This window comes from Haloferax sp. Atlit-109R (assembly GCF_003665865.1).
Lineage (GTDB): Archaea > Halobacteriota > Halobacteria > Halobacteriales > Haloferacaceae > Haloferax > Haloferax volcanii.
Genome location: NZ_QPLO01000003.1, coordinates 196,140 through 215,013 on the forward strand (window position 1 = coordinate 196,140; position 18,874 = coordinate 215,013).

Sequence of the window (18,874 nt, forward strand, 5' to 3'; positions counted from 1 at the left end):
ACCGCGTTTAAACCGTTCGTCCGAGAGGAGCTAGTATGAGCCACCACCCAGCACGCCGCATTCGGGAGACCGGCCTCATCGCCATCATCCGTGGAACCGACGCCGACACGGCGATCGAAACCGTCGAAGCGCTCACGCGCGGCGGCGTCTCGACCGTCGAGATAACCGCGAACACGGACGGCGTCCTCGGCATGCTCCGCGACGTGTCCGCGTCGTTCACGGCGGACGAGGTCACCATCGGCGCGGGAACCGTCCTCGACGGCGAGACAGCTCGCGCGGCGCTGCTCGCGGGTGCGGAGTACTTGGTCACGCCGACGTTCGACGAGGGGGTCATCCGGACCGGTAACAGGTACGGTGCCCCTTCGATGGTCGGCATCGCGTCACCGACGGAGGCGGTCAACGCCTACGAGGCCGGTGCCGAGATGGTGAAGGTGTTCCCGGCCGGAACGCTCGGCCCCGAGTTCGTCTCCGCACTGGGCGGGCCGCTCGGACACATCCCGACGGTTCCGACGGGTGGCGTGGCCCTCGATACCGTCGACGAGTTCTTCGACGCCGGAGCGACTGCCGTCGGTGTCGGCAGCGCAATCGTAGACAACGACGCCGTCTCGCGCGGCGATTTCGCGACCATCGAGACCAACGCGCGTTCCTTCGTCGAAGCGGTCGAACGCGCACGCCGCGACTGACGCACACCCACCGCTCGGAAGTTCGGCGCTCCCGTCTCAGCGCGGTCCGCGCGGCGAACCGAAACGTTCAGCGAAAGTGGTCGTTATCGGTCGATTCCGGCGTCGCCTCCGCGGAGGACGCGTTCGACTTCGTCAGGCGTCACGACCGCGAGGTCGCCGTGAACTGTCCGTTTGAGCGCGGCGGTCGCCGCGCCGTAGGCGAGCGCTGTTTCGACTGGTTCGTCCGCGATGAGCCGCGACAGGAACGCGCCGACAAAGGCGTCGCCGGTCCCGATGGCATCGACCGTGTCCGTCTCGAAGACCGGTTGCTCGTACACCGTTCCGCCGTGTCGGGCGAGTGCACCGTCTTCCCCGCGAGTGACCACGACCGTCTCGAAATCGAAATCGCCGGCCAACTCCGATGCGAGTGTCGGCGCGTCGCCGTCGAGTTCCAGAACAGCGCGGATGTCTCGTTCTGCGGCGACGAGGACGTCGACCTTTGGAAAGAGCGATTCGCACGCGTCGCGTGCGTCGGACGGCGACCAGAGCTTCGACCGGTAGTTGAGGTCGAACGCGGTCGTCGTCCCCGCTTCGGTCGCCGTTTGCAGAAGCTCGCCGGTCGTCTCCCGAAGCGTCTCGGAGAGCGCCGGCGTGATGCCGCTGGTGTAGAACGCCGCCGCGTCTTCCACGATGTCGACAGCGAGTTCGTCCGGTCGCGCGGTCGTGACTGCCGCATCGGCGCGGTCGTATATCACGTTCGTCGGACGCGGCGCGCGCCCCTGTTCGATGTAGTACGCGCCTTGGCGAGCGTCGTCGTCCCAGCGGACGTACGGCTCGACGCCGTGTGTTCGGAGTTCCGTGGTAACGCGTCGACCGAGCGGCGAGTCTGGAAGCTTCGAGAGCCACGCGGCGGAGCAGCCGAGACGGGAGGCGGCGACCGCGACGTTGCTTTCCGCACCGGCGGTCCGGAATTCGAGGGACCGGGCGGTCTCGATTCGCTCGCCCGCCGGCGGGCTCAGCCGAATCATCGTCTCGCCGAACGTGACGAGTTCAGCCGTCATCGACGCCCCTCGGCGGCTTGCGACCGGGTCTCGCGTTCGATAGCGGAGGCGTTCACGCCGACAGTTAAGCCGTTCATGTGTTCGCACGACTGTCTCTCACGGTGGTACATAACTGCGGGCGGTGGGGCCGAAATTTGTGACGGCACCCCCGTACGGGAGGACCCGAGTAGTGGATATCAATCGGTGCTCAGACACCGGAAAGAACTATATCTCACCACGTTGATCATTGTGTATGACAGTTGGTGTCTGCTATTTCCCGGAGCACTGGTCGCGAGAGCGCTGGGAGACCGATATCAGTCAGATGGCCGAGGCTGGAATCGAATACGTTCGAATGGGGGAGTTCGCGTGGCGACGAATCGAACCGGAGCGAGGGACGTTCGATTTCGCGTGGTTAGACGAGACCGTCGAACTCATCGGGAAGTCCGGTATGAAAGCGGTTCTGTGCACGCCGACAGCGACGCCGCCGAAATGGCTCGTCGACGAACATCCCGACGTTCGACAGCGAGAGCAAGACGGTACGCCGCGTGAGTGGGGGAGCCGTCGGTTCCCCTGTTTCAACTCACCCACCTACCGTTCCGAGACCGAACGCATCGTTAGCGTGCTGACCGACCGATACGCCGACAACCCCCACGTCGCCGGGTGGCAGACTGACAACGAATTCGGCTGTCACGAGACGGTTACCTGCTACTGCGAGGACTGTGGCGAGGCATTTAGCGAATGGCTCGCCGACCGCTATGAGAGCGTTGCCGACCTCAACGACGCGTGGGGAACGACGTTTTGGAGCCAGCAGTACGACGATTTCGAGAGTATCGACCCCCCAAAACCGACACCGGCCGCCAACCACCCTTCGCGGGTACTCGCCTACGAACGGTTTAGTAACGACAGCGTGGCCGGGTACAACCGCCTGCACGCAGCCCTCATCCGCGAAGCAAACGACGAGTGGTTCGTCACGCACAACTTCATGGGTGGTTTTTCACTCGACGCCTTTCGCCTCGCCGACGACCTCGATTTCCTCTCGTGGGACTCCTATCCGACGGGGTTCGTGCAGGACCGACAGCCGGACACGCCGACGGTCGACGAATTACGAGCGGGGAACCCCGACCAAGTGAGCATGAACCACGACCTCCAGCGCGGCGCGAAAGGAAAGCCGTTCTGGGTGATGGAGCAACAGCCGGGAGACATCAACTGGCCGCCGCAGTCGCCGCAACCGGCCGACGGGGCGATGCGCCTGTGGGCTCACCACGCCGTCGCCCACGGCGCGGACGCCGTCGTCTACTTCCGCTGGCGTCGCTGTCGTCAAGGGCAAGAACAGTACCACGCCGGGCTTCGGCGGCAGGACGGCTCTCCGGACCGCGGGTACCGCGAAGCATCGACCGCCGCCGACGAACTGTTCGACTTGGATTCGGTCGATGCGTCAGTCGCGCTCGTCCACGACTACGAGAGCCTGTGGGCGACGCGTTCGCAACCTCTCTCGCCCGACTGGGACTACTGGAACCACTTACGGACGTACTACGATGCGCTTCGCGCCCGCGGCGTGCAGGTCGACATCGTCTCGCCGGAAGCGACTCTCGAACGGTACGACGCGGTCGTCGCACCGACTTTGTATCTCGTCGCCGACGAACTGTCGACCGCGCTGACCGACTACGTCGATTCGGGTGGCTGTCTCCTCCTCGGTGCTCGAACGGGGGAGAAAGACCCGTACAACCGGCTTCACGAGTCGCTCGCGCCGGGACCACTCACCGCTCTCACCGGCGCGCAGGTGGCGCGTCACGAAACGCTTCCCGACCACGTCGAGACGCGACTCTCCTACGACGGTGCGACGTACGAGTTCCGAACGTGGGCTTCGTGGCTGGCCCCCGAAGTCGGAGTTCCACGAGGCGAGTACCGGACGGGTGAAGCAGCCGGAAACACCGCAATCGTGCGGAACGCCGCCGGAGACGGGAGCGTGACGTACTGTGGCTGCTGGCCGGGGGACGACCTTGCCGACGCACTCGTGACAGAGTTACTGGACGCCGCCGGCGTCGAGTACACTGAGCGATTCCCGGACGGCGTGCGCGTGATGGAGCGCGACGGCTATACGTGGGCGCTTAACTTCACGAGCGACCCGGTGACGTTGACCGTCCCCGATTCCACCGGGTTCCTGCTCGGTGAGTCCACCGTCGACGCGTTCGATACCGCGGTACTCGACGGATCCATCCGAGGTGTCGGACTCGCGTCCGAGTGAGTCGGCACGGGACCACTCGCCAACGCGGCTCTCGCCCGGCGTGTTCTCGAACGCCGAAGAGAATAACGGCCGGACCGTGCCCCGATGAGGCACCGACCGGACGCTGGTTCGCCGTCACGGCGCGTTGAACGTCCACTTCTGGTTGTCGCCGCCGACTTCGGTGTACTGGGGTGTTGATTCCTCGCGTGTACACACGCGGAAGCGCGTCACAACTGCGTCTGTGGGGCGTTGAGGGTGTCCGTCTTCGTCTTGAGGGCCGTCCCGGACTGCGCGTCGAAGAGGTAGGCCGCCTCGTCTCGGAAGCTAATTCCGACGCGGTCGCCGGTCTCGGGGCGAATCGACGCGTCGGTTCGGGCGACAATCTCTTCTTGCTAAACCACGGTGATTTGCTGTTCGACGACAACGACGCGCTCCACGTGTACACCGTCGTCGACGGGCAACTCTACGCCGGGGTTGGCGACAGCATCCTCGGGGTGGACCGACTGGACGCTCTACTGTCTCCACGAGGGCCCGTTCTGTGGAGTGGACGGTCGAAAACACGATAGATATCGGTGGGAACACGAGAGGGTCCTGTCGATACCACTCGAACGGCCCCGCGAGAACGGCACGGCGTTCGCACTCCAGGAGTACTCGATTGTGGGACCGAACGACCCGTCTGCACCCTCACTGTCGGTGTCTGACGAGTCGTCGTCGAGTGTCGAACTGTCGTGGACCGAGGCGCGAGGCGCGGAGAGTTACACGCTCCATCGGCGGCCACCCGACGGTGATTTCGAGGTCGTCGCGGACGAAATCGCGGAAAATTCGTTTTACACCCAGTACACCGACGCCGGCGTGAGTTCGGGCAGTGACTACGAGTACAGACTCACGGCCGTCAATAGCGTCGGCAAGACCGACTCGACCATCGTTCGGGTCACGACCGGTGGTTCGTCGAACGCGACGATGGACTAGTCATGTAGATTGTTCACTGTGGGCTAACACTTCGGTGTCGATACCGCCAGCGGGTTTCAAACGGCTCGGTCGTGTGACCGCGATCGGATCGTTGGACCCGCGGATAGACTGATTCGGCCCATCACGGGGCGAGATAGCGGACTGGCCGGACGGAAGCCCAGCGTCGCTGTAAGATGCTACGCAGCCGGGGTCACAATCTCATCCGCAGTGCGTGAGCTACCTCCGCATTCGGATAGTATGCAAAGCGCATCTGGGCTACTCTGTCGTGCTTCCGTGGCACAGTGTGTTACAAAGTTTGCCTTGTAATATCTGGTTCGTTTGTCAGTCTATCACTCCTCGCGGTTCGACAGGAGGCCGACCCGCCGAACGGTGAATGAGTTTGCGCTCATCGAGAACGATTCTCTTCGAAACCTCCCGTCATTCTAGTTCTTCCCTTCCGGTGATTGCTATAATTCTACAATATACTCTGCGAGGCCCAATGAGGTCACACGACGTTGGGATGATATCCAGAAGGAGGGCGCACGTACTATAACAACACATTTTGAGATATTTCGGCTACTCTATGTTCTATATCCAACATATATGTAGTGCAATCTGATTAACTAAACTTGATGACGGTCAGACGATATCAATACAAGCTACTCGCGATGTACTAGTTTGAACGAATCATCTGTCTGCTCACTGCTGAACCACTCTGAGCCGTCTAGTGTTGTTTTATTTATAAAATATGGGTTGATAGTGATGTGGTCTCGGAAGCTGGAGTATTGTATTATCTGTACAAACACCACGAATATTCACGTGACTTCCCTTTCGAGGAACCCGACGAAGCCGAACTGCGCTATGACTCCCTCTCAGCTAGAACGGAAACCGTCTCTTCTCGTCGATACTGAGACGGAGCCGGTAATCGAGTGCGTTCCAGTCGTCACCCGTCGCGTATCGTGACGCTTTGCGCTCGAACCGATCGACGACGTATTGCGTCCCCGAACCCGAGAGGTCGTCGCCGCGGAGTTCGTATCGCCTGCTGACGCTCTCACCGGCATCGAGCGGCCGGGTTATCGGCGTCCCGTCAAGCGATAGTGACGACCCGCCGCGACCGACTTCGACGCGGGTGCTAGCCTCGTACGACGGGGAGAACAGCGTCGTCTTCCACGTGTCTTCGCTGGGCGTCAGCGAGGGTGCGAGTGCGAGCACACCGAACGGCCAGACGCCGTAGCTCCGGATTCGAATCGGGTCGTCGGCCGTGTTCTCCAGCGAGAGCGTGAGCGCCGCAGGATGTTCGATCGTCGCGTCAGCGACCGCGAGGTCCACTGACAGCGAGAGCCCTTCCAGAGGCGTCTCCACAGCCGTGTCGGCGATTCGATACTCGGTGTCACCCAGACACCCGGAGAGACCGGCGACCGACAGTGTGCTCGCAGTCACGAACGTCCGACGCTTCATCGCCGGTCACCTCCGTCGTCGGCACGGGCGTCGGTGAGTTCGACGAACACGTCTTCCATCGTCGCGTCGTTGGGTGATGCAGTCCGTGCTCGGAGGTCGTCGAGCGTTCCCTCGGCGACCAACTGTCCCCCGTGGAGGACGCCGATCCGGTCACAGACGAGTTCGACCTGCCCGAGAACGTGACTGGAGAAGAAGACGGTCGCACCACGCTCGTTCTCCTCGCGGACGATTTCCCGGACGCGTCGGACGCCGTGGGGGTCGACCCCGCTGAACGGCTCGTCCAAGATGAGCAGGTCCGGGTCGCCGACGAGCGCCATCGCGAGCGCCAACCGTTGTTCCATTCCACTGGAGAAGTCACCCACCTCGTCGTCGACGGCATCACCGAGTCCGACGCGTTCGAGGCGGTTCTCCGGGTCGTCGCCGGCCCGCTTCGTCTCTGCGACGAGGGCGACGTGCTGACGTGCGGAACGGTCCTCGTAGAGGCCGAATCGGTCCGGAAGCACCCCTACGCGGTCGTGAACCGCCACGACATCGCGTCGTGGGTCGTGGCCGAGGACGCGAACCGTTCCCGAAGTCGGTCGGAGATAATCGAGCAACAGACCGATCGTCGTCGATTTCCCAGCGCCGTTCGGGCCGAGAAATCCGTACGTTTCGCCGCGCTCGACCACGAGGTCGAGGCTGTCGACGGCGCGAACGTCGCCGTACTTCTTGGTCACCGTTTCGAGTTCGATTGCGGGCTCTGTCGAGTTCATAGCGCGTCACCCCGGGTGAACGCACGTCGGGCGAGGGCCACTGGCACTACCGCCCAGACGAGTAGGACGACCAGACTCAATGCGGGATGGAGGTACCACGGGCCACCGCCGTCGAACGCCGCTTCGACGACGAAGGCGTTCACCGAAACCCCCGGTTCGAGTTTGGTGTAGACGATGTGGAATAGCTCCGTCGAGTTGCCGACGCCGAGAAACCAGTTCGTCAGGACGTTGTACGCGCCGTCGGGGGTCAGTCTGAGCGCGAGAAATAGCGGTCCGCTCGCCGGCGCGTCGTATGGGTCGACCGGGACGCCGGTGACGGCAGTATAGAGCGACGTGACGATCCGACTCCAGAACACCGTCGCGAGGAAGTACGCGAACACTCCCGTCGCAGCGGTCACGGTCCGCCGGGCGACCGTCGAGACGAAGACGCCGATTGCGACCATCACTCCGGCGAATAACAGCGTCGCGACGAGCGTCCCGAGGAAGGGAAGCAGCGCGAACGTGCCGTGTTCGATGAGGCCGATAGCGGCGAGAACGAGCGTCGCCGCGACGGCCGCCGTCCCGACGCCCACGAACCGGCCACCCGTCTTCCCGAGGAGAATCTGCGTCCGCGTCAGCGGCAATCCGAGGAGGAACTTGATACTGCCCGTGGTTCGTTCATCGATGAGCGACTGATACGACAGGAGGAGGGCACCGATAGGGAGGAACAGATCGACGCCGATCTGGACGTACCCGATAGTGATGTTTCGCCCGACCGCGTCCCACCCGGCGTATGTCGGTCGGAACCCCCAGAGGACGACAAGGAGCGCGAGTATCCACGCCCCCTTGGAGGTGAGCACTGTCCGGTATTCGCTGCGTGCAAGCGGGGACCACCGCATGACTGGAGAGACGCGAAGCCGTCACAAAAATCCTGTTCGTTCGACGTATCGGACCCCGGCTCCGAAGCGGAATAAGATTTTTACTTCTTTGAACACGTTTTGCCGCCGTGTCCCCCCGCAACGACGACCCTCCAAGAAACCCATCTGAACGAACAGCACGCAGCCACATGGTCGCTGCGTTCAAACATCTCGTCGCCGCGCTTTCGGTGCTGTACGCCGTGTTCAGCGCAGTCGTAACCACCTATCCATCGGTTGAACGGATTTGGGCGGGAACCGTCGGACGACACCGAACGACTTCGCTTATCGCAGTTCTATCGGCACCGATAACCGCGAGTGTTGTCGGTCTCCTGATTTGGAGTACGTATGGGTATCGCCACGTCGAGCACGCCGTCATCGGTGACACCCACAGTCTCAGTCAGTGGGTTGCAGGTCTCTGGAGCACCACTGGACCCACCGCTGTCGCCCTCCTCGGGTTGAGTACGCTCGTGGCGCTCGCGACAATCTTCTCGACGAAAAACTCGGGGTTGGTGCCGACGATAGCTCTCGTGATGGGCCCCATCTTCGGGATTGGTCTCTCCAGATACGGACTGCCGATTGCGCACTTCTCACCGAGTAACCTTCATCGGCTTTTCGGCACGACGGCGATGCACTTCGAGACAGTCGGTGCCGTCGAGACGCTCGGAACTGCGCTGTTCCTCGCACTACTCTGGGGTATCCCCATCGGAATCCTTGGATTCGCCCTCGGCACTCTAGCCCGACGAATCGGCCGCCTCTTCCGCCCCAACGATGGACAGTCTGGGGTCCCGGGGGCGTGAAACGAGCTGAACGATTCACGGCCAGTGTATCTCTTACTCAGTAGGCGATAGCGAATGCTCACGGACGCCGATGCGGGGTCGGGAACGTCCCCGAGAGTGACCTCTCCAATGAGCCGTCTCATTGACGGAATTCACGTCGAGACCGTTCACCTTCCTCGTCGGTGGCGTTCTCCGGCTCTCGAAACAACGGCACTCTGACTTATTTTCCGAGTCAGAAAACCAGCGTCGGCGGTTATACCATCGGGCCTCGTTTTCTCATCCATGGGAGTCCTCCAAGCCCTCCGACGGACACCGGGTGCGCTCAAGCGTGCTCCGGGTCTGTTGGTCCCACAACTGATCGTGTTCGCGCTGCTAGTCCCCCAGCTGCTGTTGCAGTCGTCGTATCCGCTCGTCTCGACGTTCTACTCGCTGGGTATCTCCGCGGTTTTCCTCCTCGTGACGCCCTTCATCCAGGGCGGCATGTTCGGGATGGCCGACGAGGCCCTGACCACCCGTAGCTCGCTGTCCCGTTTCGTCGCCGACGGGAAGGCCAACTATCTCTCGTTGCTGATCGCCTACGTCCTCTTGCTCGTCGTCAACGGCGTCATCGGTGCGGTCGGTGTCGCGGCCGGCTTCGGGGCGTTCCTGACGCACGGCTCTATCGGGACGGCGTTTATCGGTTTGGCGGCCATTGCGGGACTCCTGTATCTCGTCGTGGCGTTCTTCGTCCAGTTCTACGGCCAGGCCATCGTCATCGACGGTGCGTCCGCAATCGACTCGTTCAAGCGGAGTTATCGCGTGGTCCGAGGGAACCTTCTGGCGACGGTCGGGTACATGCTTCTCGCACTGGTCATCGGCGCGCTTTCCGGTGGTGTCTACGCCGGCGTCTCGCTCGTGGCTAGCGCCGACGCCGCCTCGGCGGCCGGTCTGCCGACGCTCTCGACGCCCCTTCTCGTCGTCGTGGGTCTCCTCGCGGCGGTCATCGGTAGTGTCGTGTCGGCGTTCCTGCTCACGTTCTCCGTCGCCGTCTACGACGAACTGACCGGGTGAACTACGGCGCAGTACGCAGTCGTTCGTTTGCCCGCAAACACTCTGCCCCGTCCGGTGGGTCAGATTACTAATCTTCCCAGCGGAATCGGTTTCGACGGGGTTCTTCTCTCGAACGCGCGAACTGCCCACTGTCTATTGCGACGAACGCACTTCGTCCGTGTCCTACGACGCCATCAGTTCATGGACGGTGTTCGCTCCCTTCGTTTCCTTTCTACCGGCGGCTACCGTTGCGATTGTGTTCGTTCCGTTGACCGTGGTCGTCTGGCTCTCTTATCGAGGGCGGCGTGACGCGACTGCGGAGCAGTACGAGCGTTCAAGCGACGACCCGACGGCAAGGTGAGTCCTCTCCCGTCCTTCTGATTCCAGCGGATTGTCGCTTCGAACGAGCGGTCGACGTGAACGACGAACCCCCGTTACTGACTGATGTCTCCTCATCGGAGAACTGAGACAACTCCCTCAAGAGAGACGTTTCCGGTCTGTCGGACGACCTCCGGGCGCTATCACCTGTCGATGGATACAACGACGCCACAGTTCCGGGATGACGGCACTATCGAGCGGAACTCGAAGCGATAGCAGTGGTTCAGGGTCGGCTATAAAGCGAATAGAGGATACAGACCAGTCCGACGACTTCGATGAGTCTGTTCAGTATGGGGACGTAGTACGTGTACACAACCGGGCCGAACCCGAGCGCGGTTCCGGCCGATGCGACCGTCAACGATATCACGAACGGCACGGCCGTGAGGAGGACCAGTCCAACCGCGAGCCACAGCATCGGCTGGCTTCGATTGCGTCGGTATCCGCGGTAGGCTTGAAAAACGATGGCAAGGCTGAGAACCAACGCCAGTAGCGTCACCGCCAGCAACACGAGGTAGTTCACGTACAGGTCCATGCTGGGTTGAACCATCTCAGATTCCCTCCCAGAGGTCGGTGAAGCGGTCGGCCGGGTCTTCGGCCCGGCCCGTGTCGAGACTCACTGAGATGTCTCCCTCGTCCACTTCGACGGTAAGACTGTCGAGTCTCGCCTCGAAGACGCTGTAATGGTGGCCGCTTTCACCGATTTCGGTCTGTTCTGCGAGTAAGTCACAGTCGATGAGCCGCTCCGTGCGCCGGTATATCGTGGGTAGGGAGGCATCACATCGATCGCTCAAGGTTTTGGCGGACATCGGTTCGATGCTCGTCTGAGCGAGGATCGCACGCGCGTACTCGTCATCGAGGAGCGCGAAGATTTCCTCGGCGGAGGGCTCCTCACTCACGTCGAACACTTCAGGGCGGAGCAATTAATACCCTCTACTCTTTTTCCAGGCCAGAAAGTCGACGGCCCCACTTTAGCGTCTCGCTGCCATCGTCCCACGTGCCGGTCTCCGTCTCGGTCCTCCTGTCGTTCGTCAGGCCCCCCGGAATGGGCCTCCTTCCCCCGCACGCGATATTTTCCGACCCAGAAAAGCACCCGTGGGTTTGAACTCACGGCACGGAGAAGCGCGGTGTATGGTCCTCCACGTTCGACAGACTGTGTCCGAGGGACTCGGACGCGTTCTCACGCGAAATGGCGTCCTCCTCATGGCGACCTTTTTCGTTGCAGCTGTTCTCCAAAGCGCGTTTGTCTGGGTGTTGGCGACCACGTACGTCCCGCTCGGGATGGCCGGAGCGGCGTCACCACCAGGGACGCCGACACCCGGGGCGGCCCTCCCGTCGCTGGTCTCAGCGAGCGCCGCGCTCCTCGGCGGGCTCACTGGCGGCGTACTGACGGTACCGATACAGATCGTTGCGGTTCGTTCGCTCGTCGACGACGGGCGCGATCACCTCCCGGAACAGTTGGTGTTCCGAACTCTTGGCTGGGCGACGCTGCGACTGTTCATCGCCACGTTACTCAGGGTACTGGCCATGTTCGTTCTGATCTTCCTCGTCGTGATCGTCGTCACTCTCGGGACGGTCGGGGTCTTCGCCGTGCTTCCCGAATCACTGCGGACGACGCTCGTCGGTGCGTGGTACACACCTCTCCTCGCTGTTCCAGCGATACTGGTGGGTCTGCTGCCAGTCGGGTTCGTCCTGTTGACGTTTGCGTTTGTCGAGCAAGAAATCGCCGTTCGCGATGCGACGGTCACGACAGCGTTCGTCCAAAGTTGGCGCACCGTCGCTGGGAACCGCCTCCGACTGGGTGCTGCCCTCATCGTTCCCTACGGAATCAATATGGCGTTCAGTCTGCTTCTCGGACAGGTCATGCCGGATGCGACGTTCGGTTCACCGACCTTCTTACTCACTCAGACGGCACTCTCGGTGGAGTCGTCGATCATCTCGATCGTCGTTCTCGGGATTACTTCGCAGGCGTGGATTCAACTCACCGGTGTTGACGGTCCGCTAGCCGACTACTGGACTGGTGGGACAACGGATTCACAGCCTTCCGACGAGGGAGCGACGAGGAACGCTGTCGAATAACTGATAGCGAACGTCTCGACGAGCGGTTGTTCGAGCCGTCGAGTGTGCGATATGTCGTTTGATTCGAGGCGGCTCCAAGTTCGAGTGACGAACGACTGCCAAAAGCCATGGCGACCGGCGCTCCGGCGGGGAAGAGCAGTTCGCAGATTGCGGGCCAGACCGACCGTTTCAGCGAGCGCGGTGGTCGCCTGTTGTCCGACTCGTTCTCGGGAGTCGTTCCAACCAGAACGATTGGAATATGTCGTTCTACACCAAGCGTGCCGAACCAGAGCCAACCCGACCGCAGTATAGCGAGTCACCAGATTCGTATCGGATAGTTTGTCGGGATTTCGAACTCCGCGAGAGTCGTCGCTGTGGCCGCCATCGTTATCGAGTGGGTGACGTGTCCGCTTGACATTATGGAAAGCGGCCTTTACATTTATGTTGTTGGAAATACACGTTTTTCGTATGGTAAACAGTCCGATGCGCGCTTACGGTGCGCTGCTCGTCGTCGTCGCGGCGGCGGTCAGCGGCGCTGTCATCCTCTCGGGATTCGTCGCAATCGACTTCGTGCTCGACACCGTTACGGTGTGGGGCTATATGGCCGCTGTCGGCGTGATGATCGTCTGTGCGGTCGTTAGTTGGCTGACCGACCTCCCCGGAATCCTGTCGAGCGAGTTCGGAAGTGGGGGGCGATGAGATGTCGCGGTGGCTCCCACCGACGTACAGTTTCCTGCTGTTCGTCGTTCCGGCGCTCCTGTCGGCGGTTGTCTCTCCCTTTCTCGGTGCGGAACCCTCTCCCTCAGTCGGTGAGTTAGTGGTCGTTCCTGCGGTCATCGCCGTCTTCGCGAACGTCGGATACGCGGTTCGAAGCGGGTCGTCCTCCGACAGCGTGGTCGACGAACGCGACGTGCGCAACATCGACCGCGCGCTCAGTACGACCGGCGGAGTCATGCTCGCGTCGTTAGTCGGCGTGTTCGCGTCGTACGCCCTCAGTACCCGGCCGGTCCCGAGCGCAGTCACCTTCCTCGCGGTCGCAGGTCTCGGGACGATGTTCTGCGTCCTCGGCGCGACCGAGTTCCGACAGCGCGTCTGACACCGATGGAGAACGACATCCGAGTGAAGCGGGCCGAAGAACACATCACTCAAGAGGAACTGGCGACTGCGGTCGGCGTCAGCCGACAGACCATCTACGCCATCGAACACTCGCGGTACGACCCGTCGCTCGAACTCGCGTTCAAGCTCGCGCGCTATTTCGATTGTTCCGTCGAAGAGCTGTTTACACCGGAGTTCGACGGATGAGCGCACGGTTACTGCGTCGCTTTCGGCTGGTCGACCGGGGTCGAATCGGCCTTGAGCTCGCGGTACGTCTGCGTCGCCCAACCAATCGCCGAGGCCGTATCGTTGAACAGCACGCCCGTCGCACCGGCCTTCGAGTACGACACGAGCGCGCACGTCCGGTCCGCCCCCTCACCGAACAGGAGCAGTCCGAACGGCAGCGAGGCCGACGTTTCGTGGAGGCGGACGCACGAGGCCCGACGCGCGCGTCGGTACTCGTCGGGATACGTCGTCCGCAGGCACTGATGGACTTGCGGGGGCACGACGAGTTCGACATCGGCCTCTCGGCGCGTGGCGTGCTCGTGGCACACCTCGACGTACTGTTGTAACACGACCGGGGTGTAGCCGCGTAGCGACTCCGCCTCGCGCATCGTGTCGAGGAGATGTTGCAGTGGCTTGTCCGGAACGTGCGGCTCCGAGGACACGAGCCTCGCCCCGTCGTACATCGGTAGCTCGCCGTTCGCGCCCGATGGAACTGCCGACCCGTGGGAGTGCGCTTCGGTCACGGCATCGAGACACCGTCGAGTCCGTTTGCACAGCCGATACACCGGCCGACCGAGCTCCGTCAGCCGGTAGCCGCTCGACGGGTCGCGGACGACCATCGACGCCGCTTCGAGTTCACCGATTGCCCGGTCCACCGTCGAACGAGAGACCCCGAGCGTCGCCTCTAATTCCGGCTTGGATAATGCGCGATCCGAAAGCGACTCTAAGACGTCCCACCGGCGGGTGACGAGGTCGATTATCTCTTCGGTGGTTGGAGACGGCATCACCGACAACTTTTGACCTTCATTACTTGACATTTCTGTTGACTGAAATCCGGATTGCAGTCACCACTTCCGAACTGCACCGTCTCCGCAGAGCGTGACGGATTCGTGCAGTTGCTGTGTCGTTACGTCACCTCCTGCGCGGCGACCGCAGTCGGTGCGGCTCTCTAACGGTCCATGACGCAATGTGTGTCCCCGCCATGGTGTCGATTGGGTAACACGATGACCCGAGCTAACGACAACGAACACGACAGTAACGAACAGGAGACGAGCGGACTCAACCGACGCAGTTTCGTTCGTCGCGCCGGCGCGGTCGGGACGGGGCTCGCGTTGTCCCCTGTCGCCGCCGGGAACGCCGTCGCTGCCGAGAACATCAGCATTCTCGACGGCGAAGCTGAGGCGAAAGTGGCGACTCGGTTGGCGAAGAGCGACGAGTTCGACCGTCTCGAAGCGAAGGCGAACTCCCGTGACGGGACGGTGTCTCGCGGCGAGTCGGTCACCGTCGGCGAAGTCGAGGTCGCCGCCGACGACGCGCCGGACGGCGAGAAGATTCACCGGTACGTCGTCGAGTACCCGGTCAAGCACCCGAACGACGACGCCGAAGCCGCCGTCGTGCTCGCCGAAGACGCCACGTCGGATTCGCTCATTCTGAGCGTTCTCGATTACACGCACAAGACGAAAGACGGATTCACCACCCGTATCGAGCGATTCGACGCCGGGGCCGGTGAACAGACGGTGTCCGCCGCAAACAGCTCCGATGGCTTGGCGTCTACCGAACTCGACCTCGATGCCGATGCGACTCGGCGGGCCGTCAACAACGTCGACACGAACGCCGTCATCGACGAGATTTACGACGGGTTCACCACGGGGAGTGACCTGACGAACCTCGCGTGGGACCTCCTCGACGACGACGTCGATGTCGACGGCTGTTACGCCTGTGGGTTCGCCGTCGGCCTCACTTGTAGCGTCGGCTGCGCGGCGACCGGCGCGTTCATCTGCGGGCTCACCGGGATTGCGGTCCCCATCGCCGGCCTGACCTGTGTCGGCTTCGTCGGTATCATCTGCGACGTGGCCGACGCCCTCTCCGGATGCGGCGAAGCCGTCGCTGAAGAGGTCTGTGCTGACCGGACGAACTGGTGCTAAGTAGGGGGCAGTGACATACGTGCCTCTATCCCGCGTTACGAACGACCTCGGTGGCCGACTGCGTCGAGACGAGTACACTGGCCCGAATCGGTGTTGGGCCTGTACGGCGGTGAACGTTGCTCTCTCGGCACTCGTCGCGGTCGTCTTGATTCCGCTGTCCGGTGTCGCGGCCGTTGTGGCGTTGACCGGGGCGCTCGCGACGGTGTACTTTCGAGGCTACCTCGTTCCGGGCACGCCGGAACTGACGAAGCGCTACCTGCCGTCACGGCTCCTCGCGTGGTTCGGCAAGCAGCCGCTGACGGTGTCACGCGAGGAGAGCACCGACGCATGGCTTCTCTCGCAGGGGCTTTTACGCGAGTCCTCGGATGGAGACTTCGCTCTCGACCCGGAGTTCAAAGCGTCGCTGGCCGCGGTTGACCCGCCGCAGTCGCCATCGGCTTCGCTCGCACGCGACATCCTCGAACTCCCTCCGACCGACGGCTCGTTCACCAGCCAGCAGGGTCGCTACACGCTTTCGGACGACGGCGACCCTATCGCAGCGTGGCCGTCCTCGCTTGCGCTTGACGCGGACCTTCGGGCGAAAGCGGTCCTCTCGGAGCGATATACTGGGTGGAACGAACGTCCGCCGGACGAAATCGCCGCCCTCCTCCGAAGCGTCCGCGCAACGGTTGACCGCTGTCTCCGGTGTGACGAACCGACCGAATACGAGCAGGTGACTCACGAGACGTGTTGTGCGTCCGTGACCGTCGAGCGACTCACTTGCCCGCAGTGTGACGAGCCACTGGTGGAACTACGTCGCTAACTCTCGCGGACAGCGCGAGTCACCTCGTCGGCCAGGACGCGACGCGACAGCCGTTCCCCAAACTCGACCGTTTATTTCCTCCCGTGGACCGAACGTGTGACCCAAACACCACATCCGCCGAAACCGGTCGTCCCCAATCCAAGGTCTATCGTCTTCTCTGGGATGCACTCAACAAGCTCTCGGGACCGTGATTATCGTTCTCGACGAGATTGACCACGCACACGTTCCCCCGCCGGATTGTCCGCGTCGACAACAACGGCTACATCGACAGCCAACTGGGCCTCATCGGGAACAGTACCGACTTGACGTGCCAGTCGCTGAAATCGACTATCCGATTCCAGAAAAGTCGCTCACAGACTGTCAGGTAGCGAAAACCGACAGCCTACAAGGGTAAGTCACAGCTCGAACCCCCCGACTGGTCGAGCACCTCGTCGCACGGAAACAAGCGTCGCCCGTTAGTGGCTCGTTCTAAGAACCAAGGTTTTCGGAGTTAGCATAAATATGACTTCGAACTACCATTTTCGATTACCTCATTGTCGCACACAGACAACGAGGATTAGTAAAATGCCGGCAGGTCTGCGAGTTTGAGTGATAAATTATATATCGCTATATCAAATGTCGGGGTGCGTCGCACCACTGTCTCGGCGTATGAAACCTGGCCTGTGTATGTTACCTCGCCTATTACTCCGGCCCACGTTGGTCCAACACCCTTCGGGTGGTATCTGACTGGACGGGTTACCGTCGTCGGACTGGCTCTTGTCGTGGGTAGAGCGGAGTACGGAGTTCGCCACGTCAGAAGGGTAACAACAGGTCGGGCTCCGTACAAACCCACGACTGAGGGGCACAAAACGAGTAAACGGGTCCCGGACGGTGTATCCGGCAGGCAACGATGGACGAACGCGAACGGGGTGGGGTGTGGAGACTCCGTTTCAGTACTGCCTCGTCTGGCGGCGTCGGCGGCGTGGCTCTCCATTACGCCGTCCACAGCGAAGAGGGCGGGGGAGTCTCGCCCGTCACCGGACGAGCGCCCTCGTGTACGCCGAGAGGCTCTCGGTCGCGACGACCACGCCGAGGATGACGAGCAGCACTGTCGCGACCGATTGCCACGCGAACGCGTTGACCGCTCGGAACAGTTGGACGCCGATTCCGCCCGCGCCGACGAACCCGAGTACGGTCGAGTCGCGGATGTTGATATCCCACCGATAAATCGAGAGTCCGACCAACGCGGGCTTCACCTGCGGAAGGATGCCGTAGAGCAACACCTGCACCGAAGACGCGCCGGCCGCACGGACCGCTTCCACTTGGCCGAAGTCGATTTCCTCGATTTCCTCGCCCAGCAGTTTCCCGAGGAACCCGACCGAGCGGAACGCGATGGCGACCGCGCCCGCCAGCGGCCCCGACCCGAACATGACGACGAAGAACAGCGCCCAGATGATGGTGTTGACCGACCGGCTCACGGTCACGATGAGTTTTCCGAGCCAGAAGGTCACGGCGTTCGGAGTCGTGTTCTCGGCGGCGAGCAACGCCACCGGGACTGAGAGTACCAGCGCGCCGATGGTCCCAAGCGCGGCGATTTGAATCGTCTCGACCAGCGGTTCGACGATGCGAGTGGTGTACGCCACGTCCGGCGGGTACATCCGGGTGAGGAGGTCGCCGACCTCCCGAGGAATCGTCTCCGGTCTGACGATGCCGATGTCCATGAACTGCCACGACCCGACCACGGCGACGGCGGCAACCAACGTGAGGACGAAGCGGCTGATTCGCCGCCGCCGGTCGAACCGTTCCCATCGGCGCTCGTCGGTCGCCATCAGTTGTACCTCCGTCGGACGACCGCGCTCACGCCTTCAGCCACCAGCACGACCGCGATGATGGCCAGCAGAATAGCCGTGACGTACTGGTAGTCGTAACGGTTGAACGCGGTCAGGAGGACCGACCCGATTCCACCTGCGCCGACGATACCGATGATGGTCGACGTGCGGATGTTGATGTCCCACCGATACACCGACAGCCCGGCGAACCGCGGGATAATCTGCGGGACGACCCCGTACAGTAGCGTCTGAACCGGCGACGCCCCGGCGGCCCGCACCGCGTCGACGGACCCCATGTCGATGTCTTCGAGGTCCTCGGCGAGTAGTTTCGAGAAGAAGCCGACCGTCTTGAACGTAATCGTGAGGATGCCCGCCAGCGGCCCGAACCCGATGGCCTTGACCGCGATGATGGCGATGATGATGGCGTTGAACGCCCTGGAAATCGAGATGAACCCCCGATTAATCGCGTACAACGGCTTTGGCGAGAGGTTCTCCGCGGCCATGAACGCAATCGGGACACTGAGAACGATGCCGGTGAGCGTCGAGACCATTGCCATCGCGACGCTTTCGAGCATCTTCCCGACGATTCGGTCGGCCTGTCGTGGGCTTGCCGACGGGGGGAAGAAATCACCGACGAGGGAGACGGCGCTTCCGAGTCCCCGTGCGATCCGTCCTGGGTCGGCACCGACTCCGAACCCCGACCACACGAAGAAGCCGAGAACGCCGGCGTAGACCGCCCACTTCAGCTCTCGACGCCGAAAGACGGTCGGGCGTTCCCAGGTTCGTTCGCCGGCCGCCACG

The 18,874-nt window shown here is 62.3% G+C and carries 20 protein-coding genes; 11 read left to right on the forward strand and 9 right to left on the reverse strand.

The features are described from left to right. Positions 1-35: 35 nt before the first annotated feature. A complete protein-coding gene (locus tag DVK03_RS17190; protein WP_004064554.1) occupies positions 36-683 on the forward strand; it encodes a bifunctional 4-hydroxy-2-oxoglutarate aldolase/2-dehydro-3-deoxy-phosphogluconate aldolase in 648 nt (215 codons plus the stop codon). An 83-nt stretch (positions 684-766) separates the two neighbouring features. On the opposite strand, the gene kdgK2 is transcribed toward DVK03_RS17190, so the two are convergent. After that, entirely contained in the window at positions 767-1,723 is a 957-nt protein-coding gene (kdgK2, locus tag DVK03_RS17195; RefSeq protein WP_115803867.1) for a 2-dehydro-3-deoxygalactonokinase KdgK2, read from the reverse strand. Between the two features lie 232 nt (positions 1,724-1,955). Between kdgK2 and DVK03_RS17200 the strand changes: the two genes are divergently transcribed. Together DVK03_RS17200 and DVK03_RS17205 are read left to right on the forward strand one after the other, a co-directional pair. Continuing rightward, positions 1,956-3,947, forward strand: coding sequence for a beta-galactosidase (locus tag DVK03_RS17200; RefSeq protein ID WP_115803868.1), 1,992 nt, complete (start codon positions 1,956-1,958; stop codon positions 3,945-3,947). Positions 3,948-4,583: 636 nt separating this feature from the next. Continuing rightward, a complete protein-coding gene (locus DVK03_RS17205) occupies positions 4,584-4,895 on the forward strand; it encodes a fibronectin type III domain-containing protein (protein WP_233509324.1) in 312 nt (103 codons plus the stop codon). 855 nt (positions 4,896-5,750) lie between these two features. Here DVK03_RS17205 and DVK03_RS17210 read toward each other — a convergent pair. The 3 genes from DVK03_RS17210 to DVK03_RS17220 are packed head-to-tail and all read right to left on the reverse strand — an operon-like array spanning position 5,751 to position 7,962. Continuing rightward, positions 5,751-6,332, reverse strand: coding sequence for a hypothetical protein (locus DVK03_RS17210; RefSeq protein WP_115803869.1), 582 nt, complete (start codon positions 6,330-6,332; stop codon positions 5,751-5,753). Beyond that, complete coding sequence (locus DVK03_RS17215) at positions 6,329-7,084, reverse strand: ABC transporter ATP-binding protein (RefSeq protein WP_008605803.1); 756 nt, start codon at positions 7,082-7,084, stop codon at positions 6,329-6,331. The genes DVK03_RS17210 and DVK03_RS17215 overlap by 4 nt, the downstream gene beginning before the upstream one ends. After that, positions 7,081-7,962, reverse strand: coding sequence for an ABC transporter permease (locus DVK03_RS17220; RefSeq protein WP_049896187.1), 882 nt, complete (start codon positions 7,960-7,962; stop codon positions 7,081-7,083). Before DVK03_RS17220 ends, DVK03_RS17215 begins: the two co-directional genes overlap by 4 nt. A 107-nt stretch (positions 7,963-8,069) precedes the next feature. Between DVK03_RS17220 and DVK03_RS17225 the strand changes: the two genes are divergently transcribed. Both DVK03_RS17225 and DVK03_RS17230 read left to right on the forward strand, forming a co-directional pair. Further along, positions 8,070-8,777, forward strand: coding sequence for a hypothetical protein (locus DVK03_RS17225; RefSeq protein ID WP_233506110.1), 708 nt, complete (start codon positions 8,070-8,072; stop codon positions 8,775-8,777). A gap of 321 nt (positions 8,778-9,098) precedes the next feature. After that, positions 9,099-9,806 carry a hypothetical protein gene (locus DVK03_RS17230; RefSeq protein WP_006600926.1) on the forward strand — a complete coding sequence of 236 codons (708 nt, stop codon included), beginning with the start codon at positions 9,099-9,101 and terminating at the stop codon, positions 9,804-9,806. A 580-nt stretch (positions 9,807-10,386) separates the two neighbouring features. Here DVK03_RS17230 and DVK03_RS17240 read toward each other — a convergent pair. After that, entirely contained in the window at positions 10,387-10,710 is a 324-nt protein-coding gene (locus DVK03_RS17240) for a hypothetical protein (protein WP_004064542.1), read from the reverse strand. Position 10,711: 1 nt separating this feature from the next. Beyond that, positions 10,712-11,068: a helix-turn-helix domain-containing protein gene (locus DVK03_RS17245; RefSeq protein WP_004064541.1), complete on the reverse strand. Its 357-nt coding sequence runs from the start codon at positions 11,066-11,068 to the stop codon at positions 10,712-10,714. 223 nt (positions 11,069-11,291) lie between these two features. Between DVK03_RS17245 and DVK03_RS17250 the strand changes: the two genes are divergently transcribed. The 4 genes from DVK03_RS17250 to DVK03_RS17265 all read left to right on the forward strand — a co-directional run bounded on the left by DVK03_RS17250 (position 11,292) and on the right by DVK03_RS17265 (position 13,520). Continuing rightward, positions 11,292-12,239, forward strand: a complete 948-nt coding sequence (locus DVK03_RS17250) for a hypothetical protein (protein ID WP_115803872.1) — start codon at positions 11,292-11,294, stop codon at positions 12,237-12,239. Positions 12,240-12,686: 447 nt separating this feature from the next. Further along, entirely contained in the window at positions 12,687-12,917 is a 231-nt protein-coding gene (locus tag DVK03_RS17255; protein WP_049896198.1) for a hypothetical protein, read from the forward strand. 1 nt (position 12,918) lies between these two features. Further along, positions 12,919-13,314 (forward strand): hypothetical protein, encoded by a 396-nt coding sequence (locus tag DVK03_RS17260; RefSeq protein ID WP_206042983.1) that lies wholly within the window; start codon positions 12,919-12,921, stop codon positions 13,312-13,314. A 5-nt stretch (positions 13,315-13,319) separates the two neighbouring features. Beyond that, entirely contained in the window at positions 13,320-13,520 is a 201-nt protein-coding gene (locus DVK03_RS17265) for a helix-turn-helix transcriptional regulator (RefSeq protein ID WP_004043228.1), read from the forward strand. Between the two features lie 8 nt (positions 13,521-13,528). Here the strand turns inward: DVK03_RS17265 and DVK03_RS17270 are convergent, their stop codons facing one another. After that, positions 13,529-14,323, reverse strand: a complete 795-nt coding sequence (locus DVK03_RS17270) for a winged helix-turn-helix domain-containing protein (RefSeq protein ID WP_008605799.1) — start codon at positions 14,321-14,323, stop codon at positions 13,529-13,531. 219 nt (positions 14,324-14,542) lie between these two features. Here DVK03_RS17270 and DVK03_RS17275 point away from each other — a divergent pair, with 219 nt between their 5' ends. Beyond that, positions 14,543-15,463: a halocin C8-like domain-containing protein gene (locus tag DVK03_RS17275; RefSeq protein ID WP_006600928.1), complete on the forward strand. Its 921-nt coding sequence runs from the start codon at positions 14,543-14,545 to the stop codon at positions 15,461-15,463. 109 nt (positions 15,464-15,572) lie between these two features. Further along, on the forward strand, positions 15,573-16,265 hold the full coding sequence (locus tag DVK03_RS17280; protein ID WP_004064528.1) for a hypothetical protein: 693 nt from the start codon (positions 15,573-15,575) through the stop codon (positions 16,263-16,265). 1,013 nt (positions 16,266-17,278) lie between these two features. Here DVK03_RS17280 and phnE (DVK03_RS17290) read toward each other — a convergent pair. Together phnE (DVK03_RS17290) and phnE (DVK03_RS17295) are read right to left on the reverse strand one after the other, a co-directional pair. After that, complete coding sequence (phnE, locus tag DVK03_RS17290) at positions 17,279-18,073, reverse strand: phosphonate ABC transporter, permease protein PhnE (RefSeq protein WP_004040814.1); 795 nt, start codon at positions 18,071-18,073, stop codon at positions 17,279-17,281. Continuing rightward, positions 18,073-18,873, reverse strand: coding sequence for a phosphonate ABC transporter, permease protein PhnE (phnE, locus tag DVK03_RS17295; RefSeq protein ID WP_004040815.1), 801 nt, complete (start codon positions 18,871-18,873; stop codon positions 18,073-18,075). The genes phnE (DVK03_RS17290) and phnE (DVK03_RS17295) overlap by 1 nt, the downstream gene beginning before the upstream one ends. Position 18,874: the final 1 nt, after the last annotated feature.